The sequence below is a fragment of the Deltaproteobacteria bacterium genome, assembly GCA_016178705.1.
In the GTDB taxonomy this organism is placed as follows: Bacteria; Desulfobacterota; Binatia; order HRBIN30; family JACQVA1; genus JACOST01.
The window spans coordinates 37,464-59,782 of record JACOST010000014.1; the positions used below are offsets into that span (position 1 = coordinate 37,464).

General features: G+C 63.9%; 21 protein-coding genes. 8 read left to right on the plus strand and 13 right to left on the minus strand.

From position 1 onward, the window contains the following. Positions 1 to 55: 55 nt before the first annotated feature. Positions 56 to 1,513, minus strand: a complete 1,458-nt coding sequence (locus tag HYR72_08325; protein ID MBI1814967.1) for a hypothetical protein — start codon at positions 1,511 to 1,513, stop codon at positions 56 to 58. Positions 1,514 to 1,574: 61 nt separating this feature from the next. Between HYR72_08325 and HYR72_08330 the strand changes: the two genes are divergently transcribed. Beyond that, a complete protein-coding gene (locus HYR72_08330; GenBank protein MBI1814968.1) occupies positions 1,575 to 2,492 on the plus strand; it encodes a formyltetrahydrofolate deformylase in 918 nt (305 codons plus the stop codon). Here the strand turns inward: HYR72_08330 and HYR72_08335 are convergent, their stop codons facing one another. Further along, on the minus strand, positions 2,493 to 3,593 hold the full coding sequence (locus HYR72_08335; GenBank protein ID MBI1814969.1) for an SDR family oxidoreductase: 1,101 nt from the start codon (positions 3,591 to 3,593) through the stop codon (positions 2,493 to 2,495). A gap of 89 nt (positions 3,594 to 3,682) precedes the next feature. Next, positions 3,683 to 4,255 carry a dTDP-4-dehydrorhamnose 3,5-epimerase gene (gene rfbC / locus HYR72_08340; GenBank protein ID MBI1814970.1) on the minus strand — a complete coding sequence of 191 codons (573 nt, stop codon included), beginning with the start codon at positions 4,253 to 4,255 and terminating at the stop codon, positions 3,683 to 3,685. Positions 4,256 to 4,318: 63 nt separating this feature from the next. Here rfbC and lhgO point away from each other — a divergent pair, with 63 nt between their 5' ends. Then, positions 4,319 to 5,524 carry an L-2-hydroxyglutarate oxidase gene (lhgO, locus tag HYR72_08345; GenBank protein ID MBI1814971.1) on the plus strand — a complete coding sequence of 402 codons (1,206 nt, stop codon included), beginning with the start codon at positions 4,319 to 4,321 and terminating at the stop codon, positions 5,522 to 5,524. 1 nt (position 5,525) lies between these two features. Here lhgO and efp read toward each other — a convergent pair whose 3' ends face one another. From efp to HYR72_08365, 4 genes are all read right to left on the minus strand, one after another. Then, a complete protein-coding gene (efp, locus tag HYR72_08350) occupies positions 5,526 to 6,089 on the minus strand; it encodes an elongation factor P (GenBank protein MBI1814972.1) in 564 nt (187 codons plus the stop codon). Positions 6,090 to 6,201: 112 nt separating this feature from the next. Next, positions 6,202 to 6,618 carry a nuclear transport factor 2 family protein gene (locus tag HYR72_08355; GenBank protein MBI1814973.1) on the minus strand — a complete coding sequence of 139 codons (417 nt, stop codon included), beginning with the start codon at positions 6,616 to 6,618 and terminating at the stop codon, positions 6,202 to 6,204. After that, the gene (locus tag HYR72_08360; protein MBI1814974.1) at positions 6,615 to 6,938 is read right to left on the minus strand and encodes a cupin domain-containing protein; all 324 of its coding nucleotides are present in this window, start codon (positions 6,936 to 6,938) and stop codon (positions 6,615 to 6,617) included. Before HYR72_08360 ends, HYR72_08355 begins: the two co-directional genes overlap by 4 nt. A gap of 70 nt (positions 6,939 to 7,008) precedes the next feature. Next, on the minus strand, positions 7,009 to 7,554 hold the full coding sequence (locus HYR72_08365) for a hypothetical protein (GenBank protein ID MBI1814975.1): 546 nt from the start codon (positions 7,552 to 7,554) through the stop codon (positions 7,009 to 7,011). A gap of 155 nt (positions 7,555 to 7,709) precedes the next feature. Here HYR72_08365 and nuoB point away from each other — a divergent pair, with 155 nt between their 5' ends. Genes nuoB through HYR72_08380 form a run of 3 tightly spaced genes read left to right on the plus strand, consistent with a single transcriptional unit; the run spans position 7,710 to position 11,151 of the window. Then, positions 7,710 to 8,234 (plus strand): NADH-quinone oxidoreductase subunit NuoB, encoded by a 525-nt coding sequence (nuoB, locus tag HYR72_08370; protein MBI1814976.1) that lies wholly within the window; start codon positions 7,710 to 7,712, stop codon positions 8,232 to 8,234. Positions 8,235 to 8,261: 27 nt separating this feature from the next. Then, positions 8,262 to 9,587: an NADH-quinone oxidoreductase subunit NuoF gene (gene nuoF / locus HYR72_08375; protein ID MBI1814977.1), complete on the plus strand. Its 1,326-nt coding sequence runs from the start codon at positions 8,262 to 8,264 to the stop codon at positions 9,585 to 9,587. After that, positions 9,574 to 11,151: a (2Fe-2S)-binding protein gene (locus HYR72_08380; protein MBI1814978.1), complete on the plus strand. Its 1,578-nt coding sequence runs from the start codon at positions 9,574 to 9,576 to the stop codon at positions 11,149 to 11,151. The genes nuoF and HYR72_08380 overlap by 14 nt, the downstream gene beginning before the upstream one ends. A 241-nt stretch (positions 11,152 to 11,392) precedes the next feature. On the opposite strand, the gene HYR72_08385 is transcribed toward HYR72_08380, so the two are convergent. Further along, positions 11,393 to 12,517: a hypothetical protein gene (locus HYR72_08385; GenBank protein MBI1814979.1), complete on the minus strand. Its 1,125-nt coding sequence runs from the start codon at positions 12,515 to 12,517 to the stop codon at positions 11,393 to 11,395. Between the two features lie 494 nt (positions 12,518 to 13,011). Further along, positions 13,012 to 15,093: a hypothetical protein gene (locus HYR72_08390; GenBank protein ID MBI1814980.1), complete on the minus strand. Its 2,082-nt coding sequence runs from the start codon at positions 15,091 to 15,093 to the stop codon at positions 13,012 to 13,014. 103 nt (positions 15,094 to 15,196) lie between these two features. Here HYR72_08390 and HYR72_08395 point away from each other — a divergent pair, with 103 nt between their 5' ends. Then, positions 15,197 to 15,637, plus strand: coding sequence for a hypothetical protein (locus tag HYR72_08395; GenBank protein MBI1814981.1), 441 nt, complete (start codon positions 15,197 to 15,199; stop codon positions 15,635 to 15,637). A 33-nt stretch (positions 15,638 to 15,670) separates the two neighbouring features. Here the strand turns inward: HYR72_08395 and HYR72_08400 are convergent, their stop codons facing one another. Continuing rightward, a complete protein-coding gene (locus tag HYR72_08400) occupies positions 15,671 to 16,345 on the minus strand; it encodes a hypothetical protein (protein MBI1814982.1) in 675 nt (224 codons plus the stop codon). 152 nt (positions 16,346 to 16,497) lie between these two features. On the opposite strand from HYR72_08400, the gene HYR72_08405 reads away from it, so the two are divergent. Next, positions 16,498 to 16,938, plus strand: coding sequence for a hypothetical protein (locus HYR72_08405; GenBank protein MBI1814983.1), 441 nt, complete (start codon positions 16,498 to 16,500; stop codon positions 16,936 to 16,938). 59 nt (positions 16,939 to 16,997) lie between these two features. Here HYR72_08405 and HYR72_08410 read toward each other — a convergent pair whose 3' ends face one another. The 3 genes from HYR72_08410 to HYR72_08420 form a co-directional block, all read right to left on the minus strand. Beyond that, positions 16,998 to 17,210 carry a hypothetical protein gene (locus HYR72_08410; protein ID MBI1814984.1) on the minus strand — a complete coding sequence of 71 codons (213 nt, stop codon included), beginning with the start codon at positions 17,208 to 17,210 and terminating at the stop codon, positions 16,998 to 17,000. A 173-nt stretch (positions 17,211 to 17,383) separates the two neighbouring features. After that, positions 17,384 to 19,705: a DNA topoisomerase IV subunit A gene (locus HYR72_08415; protein MBI1814985.1), complete on the minus strand. Its 2,322-nt coding sequence runs from the start codon at positions 19,703 to 19,705 to the stop codon at positions 17,384 to 17,386. A gap of 248 nt (positions 19,706 to 19,953) precedes the next feature. Continuing rightward, positions 19,954 to 20,637 (minus strand): glutathione S-transferase N-terminal domain-containing protein, encoded by a 684-nt coding sequence (locus HYR72_08420; protein MBI1814986.1) that lies wholly within the window; start codon positions 20,635 to 20,637, stop codon positions 19,954 to 19,956. A gap of 260 nt (positions 20,638 to 20,897) precedes the next feature. Between HYR72_08420 and HYR72_08425 the strand changes: the two genes are divergently transcribed. Continuing rightward, positions 20,898 to 22,313, plus strand: coding sequence for a 3-oxoacid CoA-transferase subunit A (locus tag HYR72_08425; protein MBI1814987.1), 1,416 nt, complete (start codon positions 20,898 to 20,900; stop codon positions 22,311 to 22,313). Positions 22,314 to 22,319: the final 6 nt, after the last annotated feature.

Genomic DNA, 22,319 nt, shown 5'->3' on the forward strand with positions numbered 1-22,319 from the left:
AGTATGGCACCAACCGCAGGCAAGTGGGAAGCATGAAGAGAACGCGCGACCGCGTTCAGCGGCGCTTGCGATCGAACAACTCGAACCCGCGGTCAGGATGGTAAAAGAGACGATACGCCGATTCGACTGGTTCACCCATGCGGTGGACCTCCACGCGCATCGACGGGTCGTCGTAGTACAGCCGAACCGCGTCTTCGAATCCGTAGACGAACACGCCGCGGCCGCGCAGATCACCGAGGCCGTAGAACGCCAGCGGGCGACCGGGCTCGGGGTCGGGGAGCACCTGCAGCAAACTCTCCACGACCTCGCGATGGAGCGCACCACGCGCCACCCACTCGGTCTCTTCGCGGTCAACCGCCCGCTGCCCGCTCCATAGGTAGGTGCCCAGCAGCGCGCTCACGCAGAGCGCCGCGAATCGCGGGCTGCGCCGCTGTAGGATGCGATACAGTTGCGCAACTAACTCAGCAAACACCAACCCAAATCCGGCAACCGCCAGATACAGGTGGCGTGGCCCGCCTCCAAACATCCGAAGCGCAAATGGCGCCACACCCATGCCGATCCACAGCAGCCCCCACAGGGCGATCGGCGCACCGCGCCACCATAGCCAAATGGCAACCAGCGTGAGTGCTGCCGCCGCGGGCAGCGCCAGCCATCCCAGATCGGCCGGCAGGTTCAACATCAGTGAGCTGGTATTGCCGAGCTTACGTGCGAGGAGATTCGTCAGCGCCAATGCCTCAAGCGGCACACCGGGATCGACCCCCATCTGTCCAAGCGTGATCGGCGCCGATATCACCAAGTGTCGCAAGAGCCCGAAGCCCAGGAAGACGCCGGCCAACCCACCGTAGAGTCGAAGGCTGCGACGCTCGAACAACGCCGGGCGATCGGAAAACACCTCGCGCGTCAGAATCAATGCCGGCAAGACCGCCGCGCTCTCCAGTCCGCCCAACGCGAGTGCGAACGGCCCCAGGACGAAGATGAGCCGGCCGCGCCGCTGGCGCCAGCGCACCGAGGCCCACAGCGCGAACAAAACCAGCGCGCCCGACATCGGTCCGCCGGCTGCGCACACCCACGTCGCCGATTCGGTCTGAATCGGATGCGCGGCGAACACCATCGCCGTCATCAGCGCGCGGAAGCGGTCGGTGATTTGGGCGCTCAGCGTATACAGGGCGCACGCTGCGAGGGCGTGCCACGCGACGCTGATCAGGTGATACCAGACCGAGTCTACCCCCCACACCAGATACTCGATCCCGAACGCGAGCTGGAGCAAAGGACGCCACGAGGTGCCGGCACCGTCGAGGATGACGTCGCTGGTCAGCAGGGTCCACAGCCCCCGCCCAGGTTGCAGTTTGCAACGGAGCAGCCACGTGAAGTCTTCGTTAATGAAGAATGCCGCGAAGCTGGCGCGGTAGATGAAGAAGACGAGCCCCACGAGCGCCGCATACGCGAAACCGTCCCACACGCCCGTTGCTGGCAGGTTGTTCGTGTCGCTCGCGGCTGTCCTGTCGGCGCTCACTACGGCGTGCTCTAGCGGGGGCACCAACGATCAGCAAACGAGCCGAAGGAGACGCCCACCGGTGCGATTGACCGCACGCTGCGTTGTTCCTAATCTACCGGCCATGGCGAAAAACCTCGCAGTCATCTCGGTGATCGGGAAAGACCAGAAGGGTGTCGTCGCACGCGTGTCGACCTATCTAGCCGGCAGCGGCGTCAACATCGAAGACATCGAACAGCGCGTCGTCGAAGGCTTGTTCATCATGACCATGGTCGTGGATCTCTCCGACCTCGCGCTCTCGCTCGACGAGTTGATCCTCGGCCTCAAGCGGATCGGCGACGAGACGCACATGGAAGTCACCATCCGCCTGCGCGGCGACAAGGCGCGCAAGCGGGTCGCGATTCTGGTCAGCAAGGAACCGCACTGCCTGGAAAAGTTGATCGCCGACCGCACGGCGGGTTTGATCAACGGTGAATTCGTCATCGTCCTGTCGAATCACGAAGGGCTGCGGCCACTCGCTGAGCAACATGGGCTGCCGTTTCTGTGGCACCCGTCGACCGACAAGGCCGTCCACGAGCAGTTCATGCTCGACCAGTTGCGCGACCACCACGCCGACCTGGTGGTGCTCGCGCGCTACATGCAGATCCTGACGCCCAACTTCGTGGCGCGCTATCCCAGCCGGGTGATCAACATCCATCCGTCGTTGTTGCCGTACCATCCCGGCGCCAACGCGTACAAGCAGGCGTGGGAGGAAGGCGTGCGCGTGTCAGGCTGCACTGCACACTTCGTCACCGAGCAACTCGATCAGGGGCCGGTCATCTTGCAGGACGTGTTTCACATCCGCGTCGGCGAAGACACGCTCGACGAGGTCAAGGCGCGCGGCAAGGCGCTGGAAGGCGCGGTGCTGTCACAGGCGGTGCAGCTCTTCCTCAACGATCAATTGGTGGTAAAGGACAAGAAAGTAATTTTTCGCCCCGGGCACTTGCCGGTGGCGGAGTGATCACCGCTCTTCGGTGCGCCCACCGGCGACGACGCGCGGGCGCACCGGCGGCGCGGGGGGAGCGCCAAACACCGAACCGGTGACGGCGACGGTGCGCTCGGCCTCTTCGAGGAACTGCACCCAGCGGATGTTGTAGTAGCGCGGGTTGTCGAAGTCGTCGTAGTGGTACTGACGAATGCCGGTGACCATCTCGCGGACAGCTTCTTCGATGTCGACCTTGGCGTGGAAGCCGAGCACTTGCTCGATCTTCCGCGACGACACGCGATAGCTGCGCACGCCGCGGTAGGCATAGTCGGGCACGATGTCCACGTTGATCCCCATTGTGCGCAGCGCGGTACGAACGCGCAGCGCTAGTTCAGAAATGCGCACGTTTTGAAACGCGACATTGAAGATCTGTCCGCGCACGAGTTCCTCGTCCGCTTCCAAGCTGGCGATGTAGGCGCGTGCGGCGTCGCGCACGTCGAGCAGCGGGCGCCACATCTCGCCACCGCAGTAAATCGTGATCGCGCCGCGCGATAGCGCGTCTTTGACGAAGGTGTTGACCACCAGGTCGTAGCGCATCCGCGGCGAGAAGCCGAAGATCGTGCCCTTGCGCAGGATCACCGGGCAAAAGTCCGGCCCCGCCATCGCCAGCAGGAGCTGCTCGGCTTCGAATTTCGAGGTCGCGTACGCGGCGCGCGGTCGCACGTCGGCGGTCTCGTCGAGCACCACGTCCTTGCCGTCGTCGCTGACGCCGAGGTCGTAGATCGAGCAGGACGACGCGAACACGTAGCGGCGCACTCCGGCGGCGCGACACTGCTCGGCCAGCCGCACCGTCGCCACCGTGTTCATCTCTTTGTTGGCCGCCGGGTTGTATTCGGCGGTGGGATCGTTGGAGAGGCCGGCTACATTCACCACGCCGTCGATGTCGCGGAACACCTCCGACGGCAGCGCGCGCATGTCGGCAATAACCAAATCGATGCGGTCGCGTACGTCCCGCAGTGCCGCGTCACCAAAGTACAACCGATCGGCGACGCGGACGGCGTAGCCGCGATCCAGCAACTCGCGAGTCAGGATCGACCCGACGTAGCCGGCCCCGCCGACAACCAGAATCTTGCTCACGCGCGTCGCCTCAAGATGGAAAGCAACATAACGCCGATTCTAAGGTGCGGACGGGCCGTCTTGCAACCGAAAGTTGATTCGCAGCCGAATCAAGCGAAGCGGAAGTGCTGCGAACGCGGATCCTGCAGCCATTCCGCGAACGCCGGTGCCTGCTGGTCTTTCTCCGACACGATCGCGCGCGTGCCCGTCGGCAGCGGCCAGGCGATTGCGAGCGCTGGGTCGTTCCAGCGGATGCCCCCTTCACGGCCTGGGCCATGTTCGCTGGTGCACTCGTAGAGAACGATCGCATCGTCGGTGAGCGCGAGCGTCCCATGGGCAAAGCCGGGCGGCACCCAGATGACCTGATGATTGCGATCCGAGAGTTCCACGGCCGCATGATCGCCGAGGGTCGGTGATCCGTGCCGCACATCGACGACGACGTCGATGATCACCCCGTGAATGCAACGAACGAGCTTGCCCATCGGCGGGTCCCATTGAAAATGCAGGCCGCGCACCACGCCGCGCTTGGAGTGGGTTTGAATCGCTTGTTTGAACTCGCTGGGGATGCCGACCGCATCGAGGTCCTGTTTCACCCACGACTGCAGCAGGAACCCGCGCTCGTCGGCGTAGCTCTTCGCGGTGATGACCTGCACGCCTGCCAGTCGGCTCGCTTCAACTCGCATTGCGATCTCCCATCGAGCTGAGTATTCAGCACAACCGGAGCGCAGCGCACAAGGGGACGCAGGATGGCAGCGGGAGCAGACGTGATCGTGATCGGCGGCGGCATCGTCGGCCTATCGACCGCTATGGCGATCGGCGAGCGCTATCCGCGTGTGCAGCCCTTGGTGCTCGAGAAGGAAGCCGAGGTCGCGCGGCATCAGACCGGTCACAATAGCGGCGTGATCCATTCCGGCCTGTACTACAAACCAGGGTCGATGAAAGCGCAGATGACCGTCGCCGGCGCGCGGCGCATGATCGAATTCTGCCAACAGCACAACCTCCCGCACACCATCTGCGGCAAAGTGGTCGTTGCCACCGAGGCGGCCGAGGTGCCGCGTCTCGAAGAGCTGCAGCGGCGCGGCGTCGCCAACGGCGTCGAAGCCGAGCTGATCGGGCCGGAACGCCTGCGCGAGATCGAGCCGCACGCCGCCGGATTGCGAGCGCTGCGCGTGCCGGCGACCGGCATCGTCGACTACGGCGTGGTGGCCCGTTGCTATGCGGAGCTGATCCTCGCACGCGGAGGCGAAATCCGCACGAACGCAGCCGTCACGCGCATCGTGCGCGAGGCCGGTGGTTGGGTGATCGAGACCGCGGCCGGCACGGTGCGCACGCGCAACCTCATCAACTGCGCCGGGCTGCACTCGGACCGCATCGCGCGCCTGGCAGGCTTCGCGCCGCCGGTGAAGATCGTGCCGTTTCGCGGTGAGTACTATGCGCTGCGCCCCGAACGCGAGAGCCTGGTGAAGGCGCTGATCTATCCCGTGCCTGATCCCGCCTTTCCGTTTCTCGGTGTGCACTTCACCCGCATGGTCCACGGCGGCGTCGAAGCCGGCCCGAACGCGGTGCTGAGCTTGAAGCGCGAAGGCTACCGTAAGACCGATTTCGACGCGCGCGACGCGTGGGAGTCGCTCACGTTCCCCGGCTTCATCCGCCTGGCATCGAAGTACTGGAAGACGGGGCTCGGGGAAATGTACCGATCGTTTAGCAAAGGGGCGTTCGTTCGCGCGCTGCAACGCTTGCTGCCTGAGTTACGGGATGATGACCTCACGCCCGGCGGCAGCGGCGTACGCGCGCAGGCGCTCACTTCCAATGGGGCGCTCGTCGATGACTTTTCGATTCAAGAAGGCGACGGCGCGATCCACGTGCTCAACGCCCCATCGCCTGCGGCGACTGCGTCGCTGATGATCGGCGAAGCGATCGCCGAACGCGCTGGCAAATCGTTCGCGTGGTGAGTTACTTCGCGCGCGACAGGTATTCGCCGGTATCGGTATCGACCCGAATGATGTCGCCGACATCGAAGAAGTTGGGCACCGGCACGATCAGGCCGGTCTCGGTGGTAGCGGGCTTGAGGACGTTCGTCACCGTCGCGGTCTTCAATCCGGGCGCGGTGTCGGTGATTTTCAGATCGACCGTCTTCGGCAACGAAACACCGATCGGCTTCTCTTCATAGAAATCGACTTGCAGCTTCATGTTGGCCGTGAGGTAGCTGGCCGCGTCGCCGAGGTCATCCGCGCTCATCGCGATCTGCTCGTAGTTCGCCGTATTCATGAAGTGGTACTGGTCGTCGTCGTGATAGAGGAATTCCATCTCGTGCTGCTCGAAGGTGACGCGGTCGACCTTGTCTTCCGAGCGGAAACGGTTCTCGGTCTGCGTGCCCGACCGGATGCTTCGCATCTTGGTCTGGACCATGCCGCGCCAATTGCCGGGCGTGACATGGACGACCTTCATGATGCGATACAGATCCTTATTGTAACTGATGATCATGCCAACACGTAGTTGGGTGGCAGGGATGAGCATGGAACCGTAGCCTCCGTTTGGTCGAGATCGCGTGGTGTAAGGCGATTGTGCGCGGGGGTCTTAGCATCCGGCCGACACCGCCGCAACGGCGTCGGAGGCAACCGATCACGCGCTACTGCAACCGGCTCGCCTCCCCCTCTTCGGGGTGGACGATCGGTGATCCATGATGGTGGACGAGATACCACGTGTCGCCGCGGCGCTCGAAGATGTTGGTGGCCTGGATCACGCCCGCGCCCGACCCTTGTCCGTGCTGGCTCTCGATGGTCTCGGTGAGTTGCACCCACGCCACGTCGCCGCTGACATGAATATTGACGTTGCTGAGCGTGAATCGCATCATCAATGTATGCGCGAAGAGCTGCTGCCAGCTCTGCATCACCGGACCCCAACCGAACAGGGGAGCCCAGCCGGGATGGACGCACGAGATGTGGCCCTCGCGCAGCCAGGCTGTCTCCATCTGCGCCACGTCGAGACTCTCGAACGCGGCGTAGAATCGCCGATTGGCCGCGTCGATGTGTTCGGTATCGCTCACGACGGTTTCGGTGCCATGAACACCAACACCGCCAGCCGCGCCGGTCCGGGGTTGCTCACGGCATGACTCGCGCCCGCGGGTGCGAACACCGCGCAGCCCGGGCCCACTTCGCGTTCTTCGTCGTCGACGCGAAACCGCCCGACTCCCTCGATGACGTAGTAGACCTTGTCGCTCCCGGCATGCGCGTGCGCGGTCTGCGCTTGCCCCGGCTCGAAGCCGTACACGTCACAGAACATCCGCGCCGTGTCGAACAGGTTGGCCTTCTGCATCTTCTCGGGCGCGAACTTGAGATGCTCGCGCGCATTTTTGAAGACGTTCATGGTTGGCTCTCTATCATCGGGCGCGCGGACCAGCCAAACCGGGAAGCGGGCCTGCCGAACCGTGCGGTGCTCACGCGCTCGTGTGCGATACCGGTGGCGGCGTTTGCGGCATACGCGCGCCGGGGTGGGTGAGTTCCAACCCGAGCAAGGTGATGATCGCGGTCAGCACCAGCGCCACGATCAGCGTGGCGGACAAGCGGCGGATGATGCCCGATTCTTTCGCGACGTCGACCGGCTCGTCCCACTGTTCGAAGCGCACCAACCGGTGCCCCAGCCCGAAAACGCTGTAGGTCGCGATGATGATCAGGACGAAGGCCAAGCCGAGCTTCCACGCGAGCAAGTGCCCGAGCTCGACGAAGAACTCGGCGCGCAGCGCCGCCTTGTAGTTGGTAAGATTGAACGCACCGGTCATCAGCACCACGCCGAGCACGGCGATGACCAGCGGGTTGTAGATGCGCAATACGCGGAACAACAGGCGCCGGCGCGCCGCCGGATCGGCTTCCGCGCGCGCCAGCGGCAGCACCATCATGACGATCGCCAGCGTTGTTCCGAAGTACGCCGCCAGGCTGATCACGTGCAGCCACAGGTTGATGAAGTCGGTTGTCGTCGATTGCATATGCATTGCCGTCGATCGCATATCGCGGATCACCCACTGCCGGAAGAGCCTGGACCATAAGCAACGCGCGCTCAGTCATTAGCAAGCGCCCGCGCGTTGACTCCCCGGCACTACATGGTAAGGTCCGAACCGACCCACGAGATTCCGGAGTCACGATGGCAAAACGAATCCAGCCGGTTGGCCAAGGCGAAGAAGCGTTGTTGCACGATAGCGTCGTGCTCACCTCGGTCGACAAGGCCGTCGGATGGGCGCGCAAGTGGTCGCTGTTCCCCTACCCGTTCGCCACCGCGTGCTGCGCGATGGAATACATGTCGCTGTCGATGTCGCCGTACGACATCGATCGCTTCGGCGCGCTGCTGCCACGTTTCACGCCGCGCCAGGCGGATTTGTTGATGGTCATTGGCACCGTCACCGTCCGGCAAGCGCCGATCCTCAAACGCGTGTACGAGCAGATGGCGGAACCGAAGTGGGTAATGTCATTCGGCGCCTGCGCGTCGACCGGCGGCTTTTACGACAACTACTCGACTCTACCGGGTATCGATCGCGTGATCCCCGTCGATGTCTACGTGCCCGGCTGTCCGCCACGACCCGAGGCGGTGCTCGACGCGCTCATGGCGTTGCAACGCAAGATCCAACGCTCGAAGCAAAAGCTCATCGGCGATGTTGTCGAAGCCCACTGACGCCGTTCGCTCCCATTCGCATCGATCATGACCGAAAAGATTCTCCTCCGTCACGAGGACGTGCCCAACCTGCGGCGCATCGACGTTTACGAAGCCGACGGCGGCTATCGCGCCGCGCGCAAGGCCGTCACCGAAATGCAGCCGACGCAGGTGACCGAAGAAGTGAAAGACTCCGGTTTGCGTGGCCGTGGCGGCGCCGGCTTCCCCACCGGCGTGAAGTGGGGTTTTCTTCCGAAGGGGTCCACCAAACCGACCTACCTGCTGTGCAACGCCGACGAGAGCGAGCCCGGGACGTTCAAGGACCGCCAGATCCTCGAACAGAATCCGCATCTCCTGCTCGAAGGCATGATGATCGCCGCCTACGCGATCGGCTGCCACACCGCCTACATCTACATCCGCGGCGAAATGGTGCTAGGCGCCAAACGGCTCGAAGAAGCCCGTGCCGAAGCTTACGCGTGCGGTTATCTCGGCAAGAACATTTTTGGCAGCGGCTACGATCTCGACATTCACGTCCATCGGGGCGCCGGTGCGTACATCTGCGGCGAAGAAACCGGACTGATCGAGTCGCTCGAAGGCAAGCGCGCTTATCCGCGCGTCAAGCCGCCCTTCCCTGCCACGTATGGCGTCTTCGGCTGCCCGACCATCGTCAACAACGTCGAGACGCTCGCCTGCGTGGTGCCGATCCTCAACCGGGGTGCCAAGTGGTTCAAAGCCATCGGTCCCGAAAAAGGACCGGGGCCGAAGCTGTACTGCGTGAGCGGTCACGTCAACCGGCCGGGCGTGTACGAGTTGCCGATGGGCACGCCGCTGCGCGAGATCATCTACGAGCACGCCGGCGGAATCCTCGGCGGCAAGCAACTCAAGGCGGTGATTCCGGGCGGTTCGTCGGTGCCGCTGTTCATGCCCGATCAACTCGACACACCGATGGACTTCGACTCGGTGGCCAAGGCGGGATCGCTGCTCGGCTCGTGCGGGATCATCGTGATGGATGAAGACACCTGCATGGTGCGCGCGCTGCAAATCATCGCGCGCTTCTACCATCACGAATCATGCGGCCAGTGTACGCCGTGCCGCGAAGGTACCGGTTGGCTGCACCGTTTGCTCAGTCATCTCGAAGACGGCGGCGCCGATTCGAAGGACGTCGAGTTGCTGCTCCAGATCGCCGACAACATGATGGGCAACACCGTCTGCGTGCTCGCCGACGCCGCGGCCATGCCGGTGAAAAGTTTTGTCAGCAAGTTCCGCGGCGAGTTCGAGGAGCATCTGCGGCTGGGCGGCTGCCCGCTAAAGCGCAGCCCTCACTCCGACCCTACTCCAAGGGGTGAGGGAGAGAGACTCCATGCCCACACTTGAGATCGACGGCAAGCAAGTCACCGTTGCCGACGGCATGAACCTCATCCAAGCCGCCGAGCAAGCCGGCATCGAAATTCCGCACTACTGCTACCACCCCGGCCTCACCATCGCGGGCAATTGCCGCATGTGTTTGGTCGAGATCGAGAAGATGCCGAAGCTGCAGATCGCGTGCAACACGCGGGCGACCGAAGGCATGGTGGTACGCACGCAGAACGAACGCGTGAAGAGCGTGCGCGCATCGGTGCTCGAATTTCTGCTGCTCAATCACCCGATCGATTGCCCCATCTGCGATCAGGCCGGCGAGTGCAAGCTGCAAGACTACTACATGGACTACGATCTGCAGCACAGTCGCGTGCCGGTCGAAGAGAAGGTTCACAAAGGCAAGGCGATCGACATCGGGCCGCTAGTGATGCTCGACCAGGAGCGCTGCATTCTCTGCACGCGCTGCGTGCGCTTTGTCGACGAGGTCACCAAGACCAGCGAGCTCGGCGTTTTCGAGCGCGGTGATCACTGTCAAATCGATCTGTTTCCCGGCAGCCGGCTCGACAATCCGTACTCCGGCAACGTCGTCGATATCTGTCCGGTCGGCGCGCTGACGAACAAGGACTTCCGTTTCCAAGCACGAGTTTGGTACCTCGACCACACGCCGTCGCTGTGCATCACCTGCGCAACCGGCTGTAACATCGACGTGCACCATCGCCGCGGGCAGGTGTACCGCTTCCGTCCGCGTGAAAACGACGCGGTGAACAAGTATTGGATCTGCGACGAAGGTCGCGCCAGCTACAAGTCGCTGCACAGCGAGCGCCGCTTGCTGCGTCCGATGCTACGCGAGCACGAGCAATGGACCACCGCGCCGGCGGAAGACGCGCAAGCCCGCGTCATCCGCCACTTGCAGGAGATTCGTGACGGCGCCGGCGCCGATCGCATCGGCGCGTTGATCTCGGCGCACGCCTCGAATGAAGAAGCGTATCTATTCACACGGCTGTTCCGCGACGCGTTCCCCGGCAGCAAGCTCGCCGGCCTGTCGTGGTCGCCGGCCGACGCGTTTCACGACGACTTCCTCATCGACGCCGACAAAAATCCCAACACCAACGGCTTGCGCGCGCTCGGGTTGTCACTCGACGCCAGCGAGATCGTGCGCGCCGCCGAAGCCGGCGAGTTGAAGGCCCTGGTGTTGTGGCGCACCGACCTCGCGCGCTCGCAGGGTGAAACGTGGCTAGAGCGCGTTGCCGAAAAGGTCGACTTCATCGCGGTGATGGACACCGACGGCCACGCCACCGCCGAAGCCGCCGACGTGCTGCTACCGATCGCAACCTTCGTCGAGACCACCGGCACGTTCACCAACCGCGCCCGGCGCATCCAACTCGCCCGTCAAGCGTTCATCCCGCCCGCCGAAGTGCAAGAAGGGTGGGAGCTGCTGTCGCACCTGCTCCGCCGCGCCGCTGGCGCCGACTTGTACGCGTCGGCTCAGTCGGTCTTTGCCGACATCGCCGCAAAGGTCCCAGCGTTCTCCGCTCTCGACTACGCAACCATCGGCTTGCACGGCGCCGAACTCAGCGCGTAGCGAGCGCGCCGCAACCTCACCCTGGCCCTCTCCTTGGTAAGGAGAGGGAACCGATCCGATCCTCGTCCCCCTTACCAAGGGGGACCACAGGGGGTCGGGCGGCTAGTCAAGTCTGAGAACGGAATCGGGAGCAGCACGACGTCATTTCGAGAGCAGCTCATTGAAGACATCGTCCGCTTCGTTGTCCCACGCGTTCATCAACGACTTCTCGGAAAGCTGTAACCAGGCTTCGCGCTCCGCGTCACATCACCCCGGTGTTGTTGTCGGTGATCGTACCGTCGCCGTTATCGGTGTACGACGGAGTCCTCCCGGCCCGAACGTCGCCGTCAGAGCCAGTGCCGTACGAGGTGACCTGCCCCGTCGCCGGGAAGGCCGCCGCATGGCAGTTGGAGACGTCAAAGCCACACCCGGTCGTGCAGCTCAACGTGCCGCTGACAAACCCCAAGCTCTCGCAGCTCGCCCCGCCGAGGTCCGCACCGTCGCACGATTCAAAACCCTCGCGGACGCTGTTGCCGCAGGTACCACATTCCGCCACGCAGCTGGAGGTGTCGAGTACACAGCTCCCGCTGCAGGCCAGTGTGCCGCCGCTGAAGCCCAGGCTGACGCAGGTCGCGCCGCCCAGATCGCCGCCGTCGCACTGGTCGCTGCCGTTCTTCAGACCGTCACCACAACTGCCGCCACATTGCAGGGTGGGCCTGTTGTCGTCAGCGCCCCCTTCCATCGCCGCATCGAGCGCCGTCAATCCCGCAACCGCGTCGGTGATCTTGTTCGGATCGGTGGCCGGCGGCACCAGCGCCTGCATCGCCGGCTTCACCAGGGCGAGCCATTCGAGTGCCCGCGGATATTGCGTCGCAATCGCGGCGTGCGCGGCGCAGGTGTGAGCGTTCCGCACACAGTCGATCCATTCGGCCACGCTGTCGATCGATCCATCGCCGCCGAAGTTGGCACACCAACTGTTGATGTTCTCCGCGTTGAGCGGCTGCGGCACCCCGGCCCCGGGGCCGAGCACATCGGCGAGCGTGTGAGTCACGTAGAGCATGCCCGGCTCGCACTTCCTGTCGATCGTCGCGGTCAGCTTTTCTCCCAGGCTGCGGCCGAGCGCGCGTGTGTCGGAGATATTGCGAAACTGGAGCACGCAGGTTGAGGCCACTGCGGAGGTAAGCGGCGCATTGTCCTTGACCACCTTGGCCGCCACGGCTTGCAAACAGGTGCCGACGGCGTTGACGTAGTTCGCCACGTAGGTCTTGGCCGCGGTGCGCACCGTGCTCTGGCAGGTGTTGAGGCTGGTGGCCGGCAGGGGCTGCGCCGTGGCCGTGCCGGCCCACAGCAATACCGCGATGATGGTGGACGATGTCCATGTTCTCATGGTCGTTCCCCTCTCCTCTTCTTGGACTGCGCTACTTCACTGCTGGTTTTTGATTGCCGCGCTGATCCCGGCGGTCCTGCGGACCGCCGGACAGGCACGGAGGCCTGTCCCCACCGGATCGGACTAGGATTGCTGTCTGTCATTCCCGCAGTAGTGCGTGGTGAGTGCGTGCGAGAAGCGCCACCTCTGCGAAGGATTCGAGCGAAGCCGTCGCCCCCCGAAGCATCACAAACATGGAATTACCGTAACCCCGTGACGCGATCGCTGTCAATCGAGAGAAACTCCTGATGCCGTGACTCGCGACTCGTGACTCGTGACTCGTGACTCGGAGCCTCCACCCTGGCCCTCCTCCGCGGCGGGTGATGCCGCAGCGGAGGGAACCTTTCGCGCATCGCCCCGCCTTCCGGTCCCCTCCTCCGTGAGCAATTTCGCGAACGGAGGAGGGTTAGGGTGGAGGCCGTTCTGCGCCGATCGGCTCGATGTCATCCGTGATGCTACTCACCGTTCGTACAGACGCTGAGCGTGTTGCTCGTTGCAGCGGTTGCGCCCTGATCAATCCGCACGACGAGATCGACGGGAGCGACGCAAGTGAACGGCCAGCGCACCACCAGCATCGTCGGGGTCACTGCTTCCACTGGCGCCGGCACGCCGTTGATCTGCACGCAGTTGCCACGCAGCGGCACGCAGCGATTGCGCCCGATGACGTCGGCGCATTGGTTGTCCTTCTCGCTGAAGTGCCCGTCGATGACGTTGAAGCCGGAGCCGAAGATGCGCAGCAGTTCGCCCTGAACACCTTTGGTGGAGGCGGTCGAAGTGAGGACCGGTTGCAACGCACGCTGCGCTTGCGCGGGCATGAACGTAGTCTGCGCGCCATGATCGCTGAGATCGTCCGCCGCGATGAGAACGTTGTCACACTCGGCTTCCCGCCCGCAGTGTTCCCACTGGTTGTTGATGGCACTCACCGCTAGGACGCTGGCGTTACGCAGATTGGCCCCACCCGCCGGCAGGTTGTTTTGCGTAAACGCGTTATTGCCAAGGCTGCCGAGCGGACCGCCGCCGAAGTCGGCCGTCGAGGTATTGGCCACCACCGCACCATCGACGGCGTTACAAACCGCGCTTGTGCCCGTGACCACCGCGCTCGCCGGCGGCCCCACGTCGTTGAACACGCGCAGGCCCGAGCTGAGGTTGGTGGCGAGATAGTCGTCATGGAGGTCGGCGATCGAGAAGGCGCGCACGGAGATGCCGTTGGCGCCGTTGCCGCGCGAGATGTTGCCCCACGTCACCAGCTCCGAGAAGCCTGTCGACATCGTGTCATCGTCGTCGGCGTTCACCGACAACCCGTTTTGCGCCGTGCTGCCACGGTTCCGCTCGACGAGGTTGTGCCACGCTTGCACGTGGCCGCCGAGCGTGGCCTGGATGCCGCCATTCGCGTTGTCGTGCACCCAAGAGCGCTCGATTCGCGCATGCGCGCCCGTGGTAACTTTGATCCCTTTGTCGGCGGCGCCGAGCACTTCGCAATCGCGAATGACAGTTGCCGCGTCGCCGAAGTCCTTACCCGCCTGTTGGTCGACGCCAATGCCGTCGGCCGAGGCCGCCTGCTCGATGATGGTGCGCTCCACGACGTTACCATCGGCGTCCGGACCGGCGATGTTGAGCACGTCGCGTTCATTGCCGCCGGCATTGCGCAGCCGCATGCCGATGATGTGATTGCGCGCGCCGCTGATGGCGAGCACGCCGATCGGCAGGCCGCCGGCATCGACGATGCGATTGCCCACGTCGCCGGCCGCGTCAGTGCCGTCCACCGTGACGTCACTCGCAGTCAACGTCGGCAGCGCGAAATCGAGCGCGATCGTCGTCGGAACGCCGGCGGGAAACACGGCGGGATCAAACCGGATGAGCGCCGGCGGTGCCGCTAGCGCGACGTCCTGCAGCGTTTTGCGCAGCGAGCCGTTGCCGGCATTCGCGGTGGTGGTGACTGAGAACACGCTTGCGAATCCGGTGAAGCGCAGGCGATTGGGTGTCGAGCCGCCGGTCAGCAGCGAAGCCTGATGCTGAAGCTGTCCGCTGCCGGGCGCGATGACACTGATGGAGTGCCGCCAGCGGCCGGGAGCGAGCCCGCTGAATTGGGCGCAGGACACGACACCCACCCCCTTGCAGTCGAGCGTCTGACTGTAAAACGTGTCGAGCGTCCCCGCCGCGCACTCTTCGCTCAGCCGCTCGCCGGTGATCACGACCGAGATCGGTGAGCTTCCAGTTCGATTGTCGATCTCGATCATCAACTCAGCACCGGATGGGCACACCGCCTTCGTCGGCGTGGCCGTGACGGTTGGCGACGATGATTTCGTTGGCGTAGCCGACGGCATGAGGATGATCGCTTCGGTAAGATCGGCCGCGCTGACGACACCGTCGCCGTTGAGATCGCACAAGCCAACGGTTGAGTCGAAGATTGCGGCGGTCACCTGCGTGACGTCGCAGCTAGCAGTCGCGGCGGAACTCGGCGTGCGACCCAGGCAGCATACGAGTACCCATGCCGCGCATACCTGCGACCCGCGAAGGGTGTTGGAGCGGAGCTGCATCTTTCAACTTGCTTATCCGGAGCGGGCGCGGTTCGGCAAGTACAATAGTTGGGGCAAGTGCGATGGGTTGTCATCGCAACCGATCCCGGTGTAGTGGAGCGCCATGCGTCGGGGTGCATGGCTGGTACTTGTGCTGGTCGGGGCGGGTCTGGTGGCGGCGGGCTGGGCGGTTCGCCCTCGTGCCTGGCGCGCCAATGAAGGCGTGAACTCCGATCAGGTGGTGCGCGAGTTCGCCAAGATTATGTCCCGCGAGGTTGGCGCATACCACCGGGCACTGCGGCCGATTGCCGAGGACGCCGAAAAAGACTCCGGCGCCATAGCGGCCGCGTTGACCGCCATTGATGCGCGCGCCGCGGAGGCAATCACGAAGATCCAACAGCACAGCAAGAACGCTCGTGACCAGATCGACGACATGCACGAACTGTCGCTACGGACCCAAGACAATCGGATCAACCGAATTCTCGCCCAAGCACGCCAGGCCGAGCGCTCCATCACCCAGATTGCAACCCAGGCGAGGACCGACTTGCAAGCGCACCATCACTGATCGGACCGGCGCGACGAGCGATCGCTGCCCGCCTTACTTCATCGGCGACCAGCTCGCAGTGCGCAGCAGCTTGCTCTCCCAGCGGTCGCGATACTTGAGGCCTTCCTGCATCCAGTCGCCCGGACGGGATAGACGTTCACCGTCGGTGAGCAGATGCGAAAACGCCTCCCAGTTGTGGATCTTCTGCAGCAGCACGACTTCGTGAAAACGGCCGCTGCCCCAGCACGTCGTCCAGCACGCTTCGACCGTGATCATCTGCGAGTGCTTCACCTGCGGATAGTAAATCGTGCCCAGCGCGTGAACGTAGTCGTCGAGTCTGCCGCTATACGGCCAACCCGTATCGTGCAGGTAGAGGGTAACCGGTGCGTCAGGTGCGGAGGGCACAGGCAGCGGCGGCGACCACGACGCCGGCTGCAACAGCTTGCTCGTCACCTCGCGGCGCGACCGCCAGACCTCGCGGTTCCATCTTGCAAACCCGTCGGACTTGGCACGGGCATCGACCAATTCTCCCCACGCTTTCCAGTCGGCGATCTCCGTCAACGTGATCGCGTGATAGCTCGGTCCGGTGCCGTGAGTGTGATGCCAAAACCAGCGCAGGCAGCCGAGACCGCTGCGCTCGACCGCAGGCTGCCACTGCTCGCGCAGCGCGGCCTCGAACTCTCCCATTTTGCCGCCAATGATCTCGTGCGTCTCGTGCAAGTAGAGCATGTCCCCTCCCTCGATGTGTAGCACCGCACTCTGCGGTAGCAGCGCGCAACTCTGCGGCAACGGCGTGATGGATGTCAACGGGATCAACAACCGGACGCCGCTTGCTCAAACAACGTCCGCGTGTCATCTGCTTCCGGCTCATGAAGCAACCGATGCACAAACGGTGGTGGGGAATGATCGTCGTCGTGGCGTTGGTGAGTGCATGTCGCACCCCGGCTCCGCCGCCGGTCGACTCAGGATTTCGCAGCCTCCGGCGCGTCACCATCGGCGAGGCGATGCCGGCTGGCCAACTTCACCTCACTGCGTACGTACTCGACGTCGGGACGGCCACTGACGGCACGTGGCTCAATCTCGCCGATCCGGACGATCACCGCGAGCATCAGATCCTCGTATACGGTCATCCGATCGACGCCACATTTGCAGCCAAGTTCAAAGGTCACGTACTCGATCTCGCGTTCACCGTCGTCGGTCCGACGAAGCTGCCCGACGGCCGCGCGGCACTGCGCGTGGCGATGAGCGGCATGGCCAGCGGTGGCGGAGCCGCGAGCCGCTGGGATCTCAAGCCGCCGCCATCGCCTGAGCCTTGGCGCTGATACTGTAGAGGTCTACCGAACCTCTTCCGGCCCAACTCCCGCAACGAGGGATGATGTGTTCACCGAGGAAGCTCCACATTCAGCGTGGCGCTGATCTTGTCCATGTCACGCTCAAGGGCATGAATCGTGTCGGTCGCCTTTGGGTCATCTGCACAGTCGGCCTTCGCGTTAGTCAGTGAAACTTTCGCGTCGGTGTAGTACTTCGCCAAACGCCTCGCCATCTCAGGTTGTTGATCCTTCTCTACAATGCCACCGGCCTCATGCGCCATCATCAGAACGGATCCAATTGCACTTTGTAGGTGCTCAAGTGAAACCCCGCAATTGTCTGCCGACGCCAATCTCAAGTGTCCTAAGCCAATCGTTAGGAGCGGCACACTCAACAAGATGCGTCTCATAGGTCCCTCGTGTCGCCTGCCGACATCGGACATCCGAATTCTCCCAACGGCTAGCGTTTGAACAGGTCCGGCTGCACCGGGGCGGCGGAGCCTTCGGGCGGCGTGGGTTCGATCGCGCGCGCCTCCATGCGCAACTCGATCGGTTTCATTCGCTTGATCGCTTTGCGCCCCTTCTGGGCACGGTGCGCGGGCTCGGGGAGATGGAAGGCGCGCTCGCTGCCATCTTCGTCAATCGCAATCACTTTATCGTCGGGACGATGACAGATCGCGCCGATGACGCGGTCGCCTTTGTCGAGGCGCATCAAGATGACGCCACGGCCGGGGCCGGAGAGTTCGGCAAGTTCCTCGGCGGGAAACACCAGCACCTTGCCGTCGGCGGTGGCGGCGGTGATCGTCTTGCCAATCGCCGGAGCAACGACCAACACTTCGTCGCCTTCCTTCACTCGCGCCAGGCGCCGACCACTCTTGGTCGTCTCGCTGAAATCGGGGCGACAGAAGAATCCCATGCCCCCGGCCGTTGCAACCAACCAGCGCGGAGACGCGCTCGGCTTGGCGTCGCCGTTGGTGCCTGGAATCAACGCGGCGCTGACCACGCGCTCACCGTCCTTGAAGTTGAGCAGCGACTGCACCGGCTCGCCGTAGCCGGTGGTCGCCGGCACGTTGGCGACCTTCATCACAAACGCGACGCCGAAGTTCGAAAACAGGGCGAGGCTGTCGCGCGTGTTGCCGCGCACGATCCATTTCGCCACATCGCCTTCGCGCACACGTGTCGACGACGGATCTTTCACCTCGCCGAGTCGCTTGATCCAACCGTCGCGCGTCACTACCACCGTGGCATCTTCGTGGACGACGTACGCCTCCGCGTCGTAGACCAGCTCCTCGGCCGTGCTCAGCGCGGTACGGCGTTTGTCACCGTACTGTTCGCCCACCGTTTTCAGTTCGCTCTCAACCAGATGCCAACGCGCCTTCTTGCTCTTGAGCAAGCTCTCGATCTCGTCCGCCCGCTTCTTCTTCTCGCGCTGTTCCTCGCGGATCTTGTCGATCTCCAGGCGCGCCAGTTGATACAGGCGCGTCTCGAGCACCGCGTCAGCCTGGATCTCGTCGAGCTTGAACTCCCGCTGCAACTGCTTCGACGCATCCTGGCGCGAGGCGGATTGGCGGATGATCTTGATGGCGCGATCGAGGTTGGCGAACAATTTCAAAAAACCGGCGAGGATGTGCAGCCGCGCTTGCAACTCGCGCAGTTCGTGTTCCAGACGACGCGTCACCACGTCGAGACGGAAGTCGAGGAAGTGGCGACACATCTGGTGGAGATTGAGTCGCGCCGGCTGCCCTACCCCCGGCGTCGCGGTCGGCACCAGCGCCGTGAGGTTGACATTGAAATTGATCTGCAAGCTGGTGTGCTTATAGATGTACGCCATCGCCGCTTCGACCGAGGCGTCGGGCTTCAGTTCGATGACGATCCGCACGTCGTCGGTCGACTCATCGCGCACATCGGTAGCCAGCGGCAGCCGGCGCGCGATGATGTGTTCGGCGATCTCCTCGACGATGCGCGCCTTGTTCGCCGTGTACGGGATCGACGTCACCAGCACGCGGCGGCGGCGCTTGTCGGCGTCGATTGTGTACTCACCGCGCAGGCGCACCGAGCCTTGCCCGCTTTCATAAATCGCCCGCAGTTCCTTTCGCGAGTTGAGGATCTCACCGCCAGTCGGGAAGTCCGGCCCTTTGATGAACTTGCACAGCCCCTTGCTGTCGAGGTCGCCGTCGTGAATCAACGCGATGAGCGCGTCGATCACTTCGGTGAGATTGTGCGGCGGAATGTTGGTCGCCATCCCAACCGCGATACCGGTGCTGCCATTGATCAGCAGGTTCGGAATCGCCGCCGGCAAGACCACGGGTTCGCGCAGCGTCGCGTCGTAGTTTTCGCGGAAGTCGACGGTCTCGTGCCGAATGTCGCGCAGCAACTCTTCGGCAATCGCGGTGAGGCGGGCCTCGGTGTAGCGCATCGCGGCGGCATTGTCGCCGTCGATCGAGCCGAAGTTGCCTTCGCCGTGAACCAGCGGGTAGCGCAGCGCGAACGGTTGCGCGAGACGCACCATCGCTTCGTACGCCGCCAGGTCGCCGTGCGGATGATATTTCCCCAGCACTTCGCCGACGACCGCCGCCGACTTGCGCGGCCGCGTCCCGGCGGTGAGCCGCAGGTTCTGATACATCGCGTACAGAATCCGGCGCTGCACCGGCTTGAGTCCGTCGCACACGTCCGGCAGCGCGCGCGAGGTGATCACGCTCAGCGCGTAGGCGAGGTAACGCTCCTCGGCGGCGCTGCGCAGATCGACAGAACGAATGGCTTCAGCGGTTGCGGCTTTCTTCACGTCCGAATCCTATTCCGGGTCTCTTCCGGGTCTCGTGGGGGCGATGCTTGCTTTGCCCTCCGTCTTCTCCGCGGCGCCCACGTAGGCTGGCGGGCGACGCATGCGTCGCCCCTACAGGGAACGGAATGACGACTGTCGATGGGTCTTGCCGTACGGTCCACCACTCCCCCACTCCACGGCGCGGAGTATACGGAAGCCCGCGCCGCGCGTCGAGGCGCGGGATGGCGGACTCTGGCAAAGCAATCCTTCTATCGCTGCAGCATCGTGCGCGCGCCCTTCGCGAACTCGTCGGCGCCCTTGGTGTCACTCTCGAGGTTCGGAATTTTGAACGGGACCTCGACGCCCTTCTGGCAGGCGGGGCGCGCCTTCATCTCATCCATCCATCGAGAAAGATGATCGAGGCCCTCAATGTTGACGCCGGACCATTTGTAGGTGCGCACCCACGACCAGTTGGCGATGTCGGCGATCGAGTAGTCGCCCGCGAGCCATTGGTAGTCCGCCAGCCGCGTGTTGAGCACTTCGAACAGACGCCGGCACTCGTGCTGATAGCGATCGATGGCGGGCTGGATCTTCTCCGGGAAGTAGCGAAAGAACACGTTGGCTTGGCCCATCATCGGACCGATGCCGCCCATCTGAAACATCACCCACTGAATCACGCGCGAGCGGCCCTGGCGATCGCTCGGCAGCAGACGGCCGGCCTTCTCGGCGAGATAGATCATGATCGCGCCCGACTCGAACACCGCGAAGTTGCCCTCGTCGCGATCGACGATGGTGGGGATGCGGCCGTTCGGGTTGAGCGCGAGATAGTCCGGCTTCTTCTGATCGCCGGCCATGAGATTGACCACGTGGACCTCGTACGGGATCTGCAGCTCTTCGAGAGTGATCGACGCCTTCCAACCGTTCGGCGTCGGGGCGGTATAGAGATCGATCATTGCGGACTCCTTTCGCGGCGCGCCGCGCTTCGCGCGCTGATGGCTGATTGCATATTGCATATCGCCAGACCATCGGCCACCGCGATGCAGCGACACGAGTCGGGCGACCTCCCCTTCGTCATACCAGCGAACGCCGGAATCCAGGCCTCCGCCCCGCGCCCCACCCTGGATACCGGCGTTCGCCGGTATGACGGACCGTTCGCTGCCGATCGCGCGTCGAGGCTTGCCAAGCGGCGATCAACATGGAATGCGGAGCGGCCATGGCCAGGAAACACATCTGCGACTCCGCGCACGAAGCCGTCGCTGACATCGGCGACGGCGCATCGATCTTGGTCCACAGCTTTGGGCCGCCGCAGGCGTGGCCGACTGATTGCCTCCTCGCGCTTGCCGAACGCGGCGTGAAGGATCTGACTGTCATCTGCAACACGCCGGCGGGCGGTCCGACTTCGCTCAACATCCTCGCCGACAAGAAACAGATCCGAAAACTGATTTGTAGCTACGTCGGCTCGCCGTCGATGCCGACGGCGATCAGCGAAATGGTGAAGGCCGGCGAGATCGAACTCGAAATGGTGCCGCAAGGCACACTCGCCGAGCGTGTGCGCGCCGGCGGCGCCGGGCTAGCGGGATTTTTCACTCCTACCGGCGTCGGCACCAAGATGGCCGACGGCAAGGAAGAGCGCGTCTTCAACGGCAAGCGCTACCTGTTCGAGCGCGCGCTCACGGCCGACTTCGCATTGCTGCAGGCGTACCAAGCCGACGCGGCGGGCAACCTCACCTACCGTCGCGGCATGCGCAACTTCGGTCCGGCGTTCGCGACGGGAGGACGGACGACGATCGCCGAGGTGAAGGAGATCGTCCCGCTCGGCGCCATCGATCCGGAAGCCGTGATCACGCCGGGAATCTTCGTCGATCGCATCGTCAAGACGACCACGCATCTCGACATCGGCGTGCTCCGTCAGATTCTGCTGGCCGTCGGTCGTGTCAACGACATGGACGGACGCGCCCTGCGTGACGGCGGCCCCGCCGGATTGCCCGCCGATTTGATGGCGATGAAGGCCGCCGCGCTGCTGCGCGAAGGTGAGTACGTCAATCTCGGCATCGGTTTGCCGACGTTGGTGTCGAACTACATCGCCGAGCGCAACGTCACGCTGCACTCCGAGAACGGGATTCTCGCCTATGGCGGATTCCCGGCCGAGGGCGAAGAGGACATCGATCTCTACAACGCGAGCGGACAACTGGTGACGCCGCTCGCCGGCACCGCGTACTTCGACTCGACGACTTCGTTTGCGATGGCGCGCAGCGGGCGCGTGTCGACGATCATCCTGGGCGCGTTCGAGGTGGCTCAAAATGGCGACCTTGCAAATTGGAGCACGCCGCGCGGTAGCGGCGGCATCGGCGGCGCCATGGATCTCGCGGCCGGCGGCGGGCGGATCATCGCGATCTGCTACCACTGCGAGCGCAACGGCCGGTCGAAGCTCGTCGAGACGTTGAGCTATCCCGCCACCGGGCTCGGCTGCGTTAAGTCGGTGATCACCGACCTGGCGTGGATCGACGTCGGTGCCGACGGGTTCCTCTTGCGCGAGTTCGCACCCGGTCTGACCATCGACGACGTGAAGGCCGCCACCGCCGCACCGCTACGCGTCGCCAGCGACGTGCGCGAGATGCAGTTCGGCTAGCAGCAA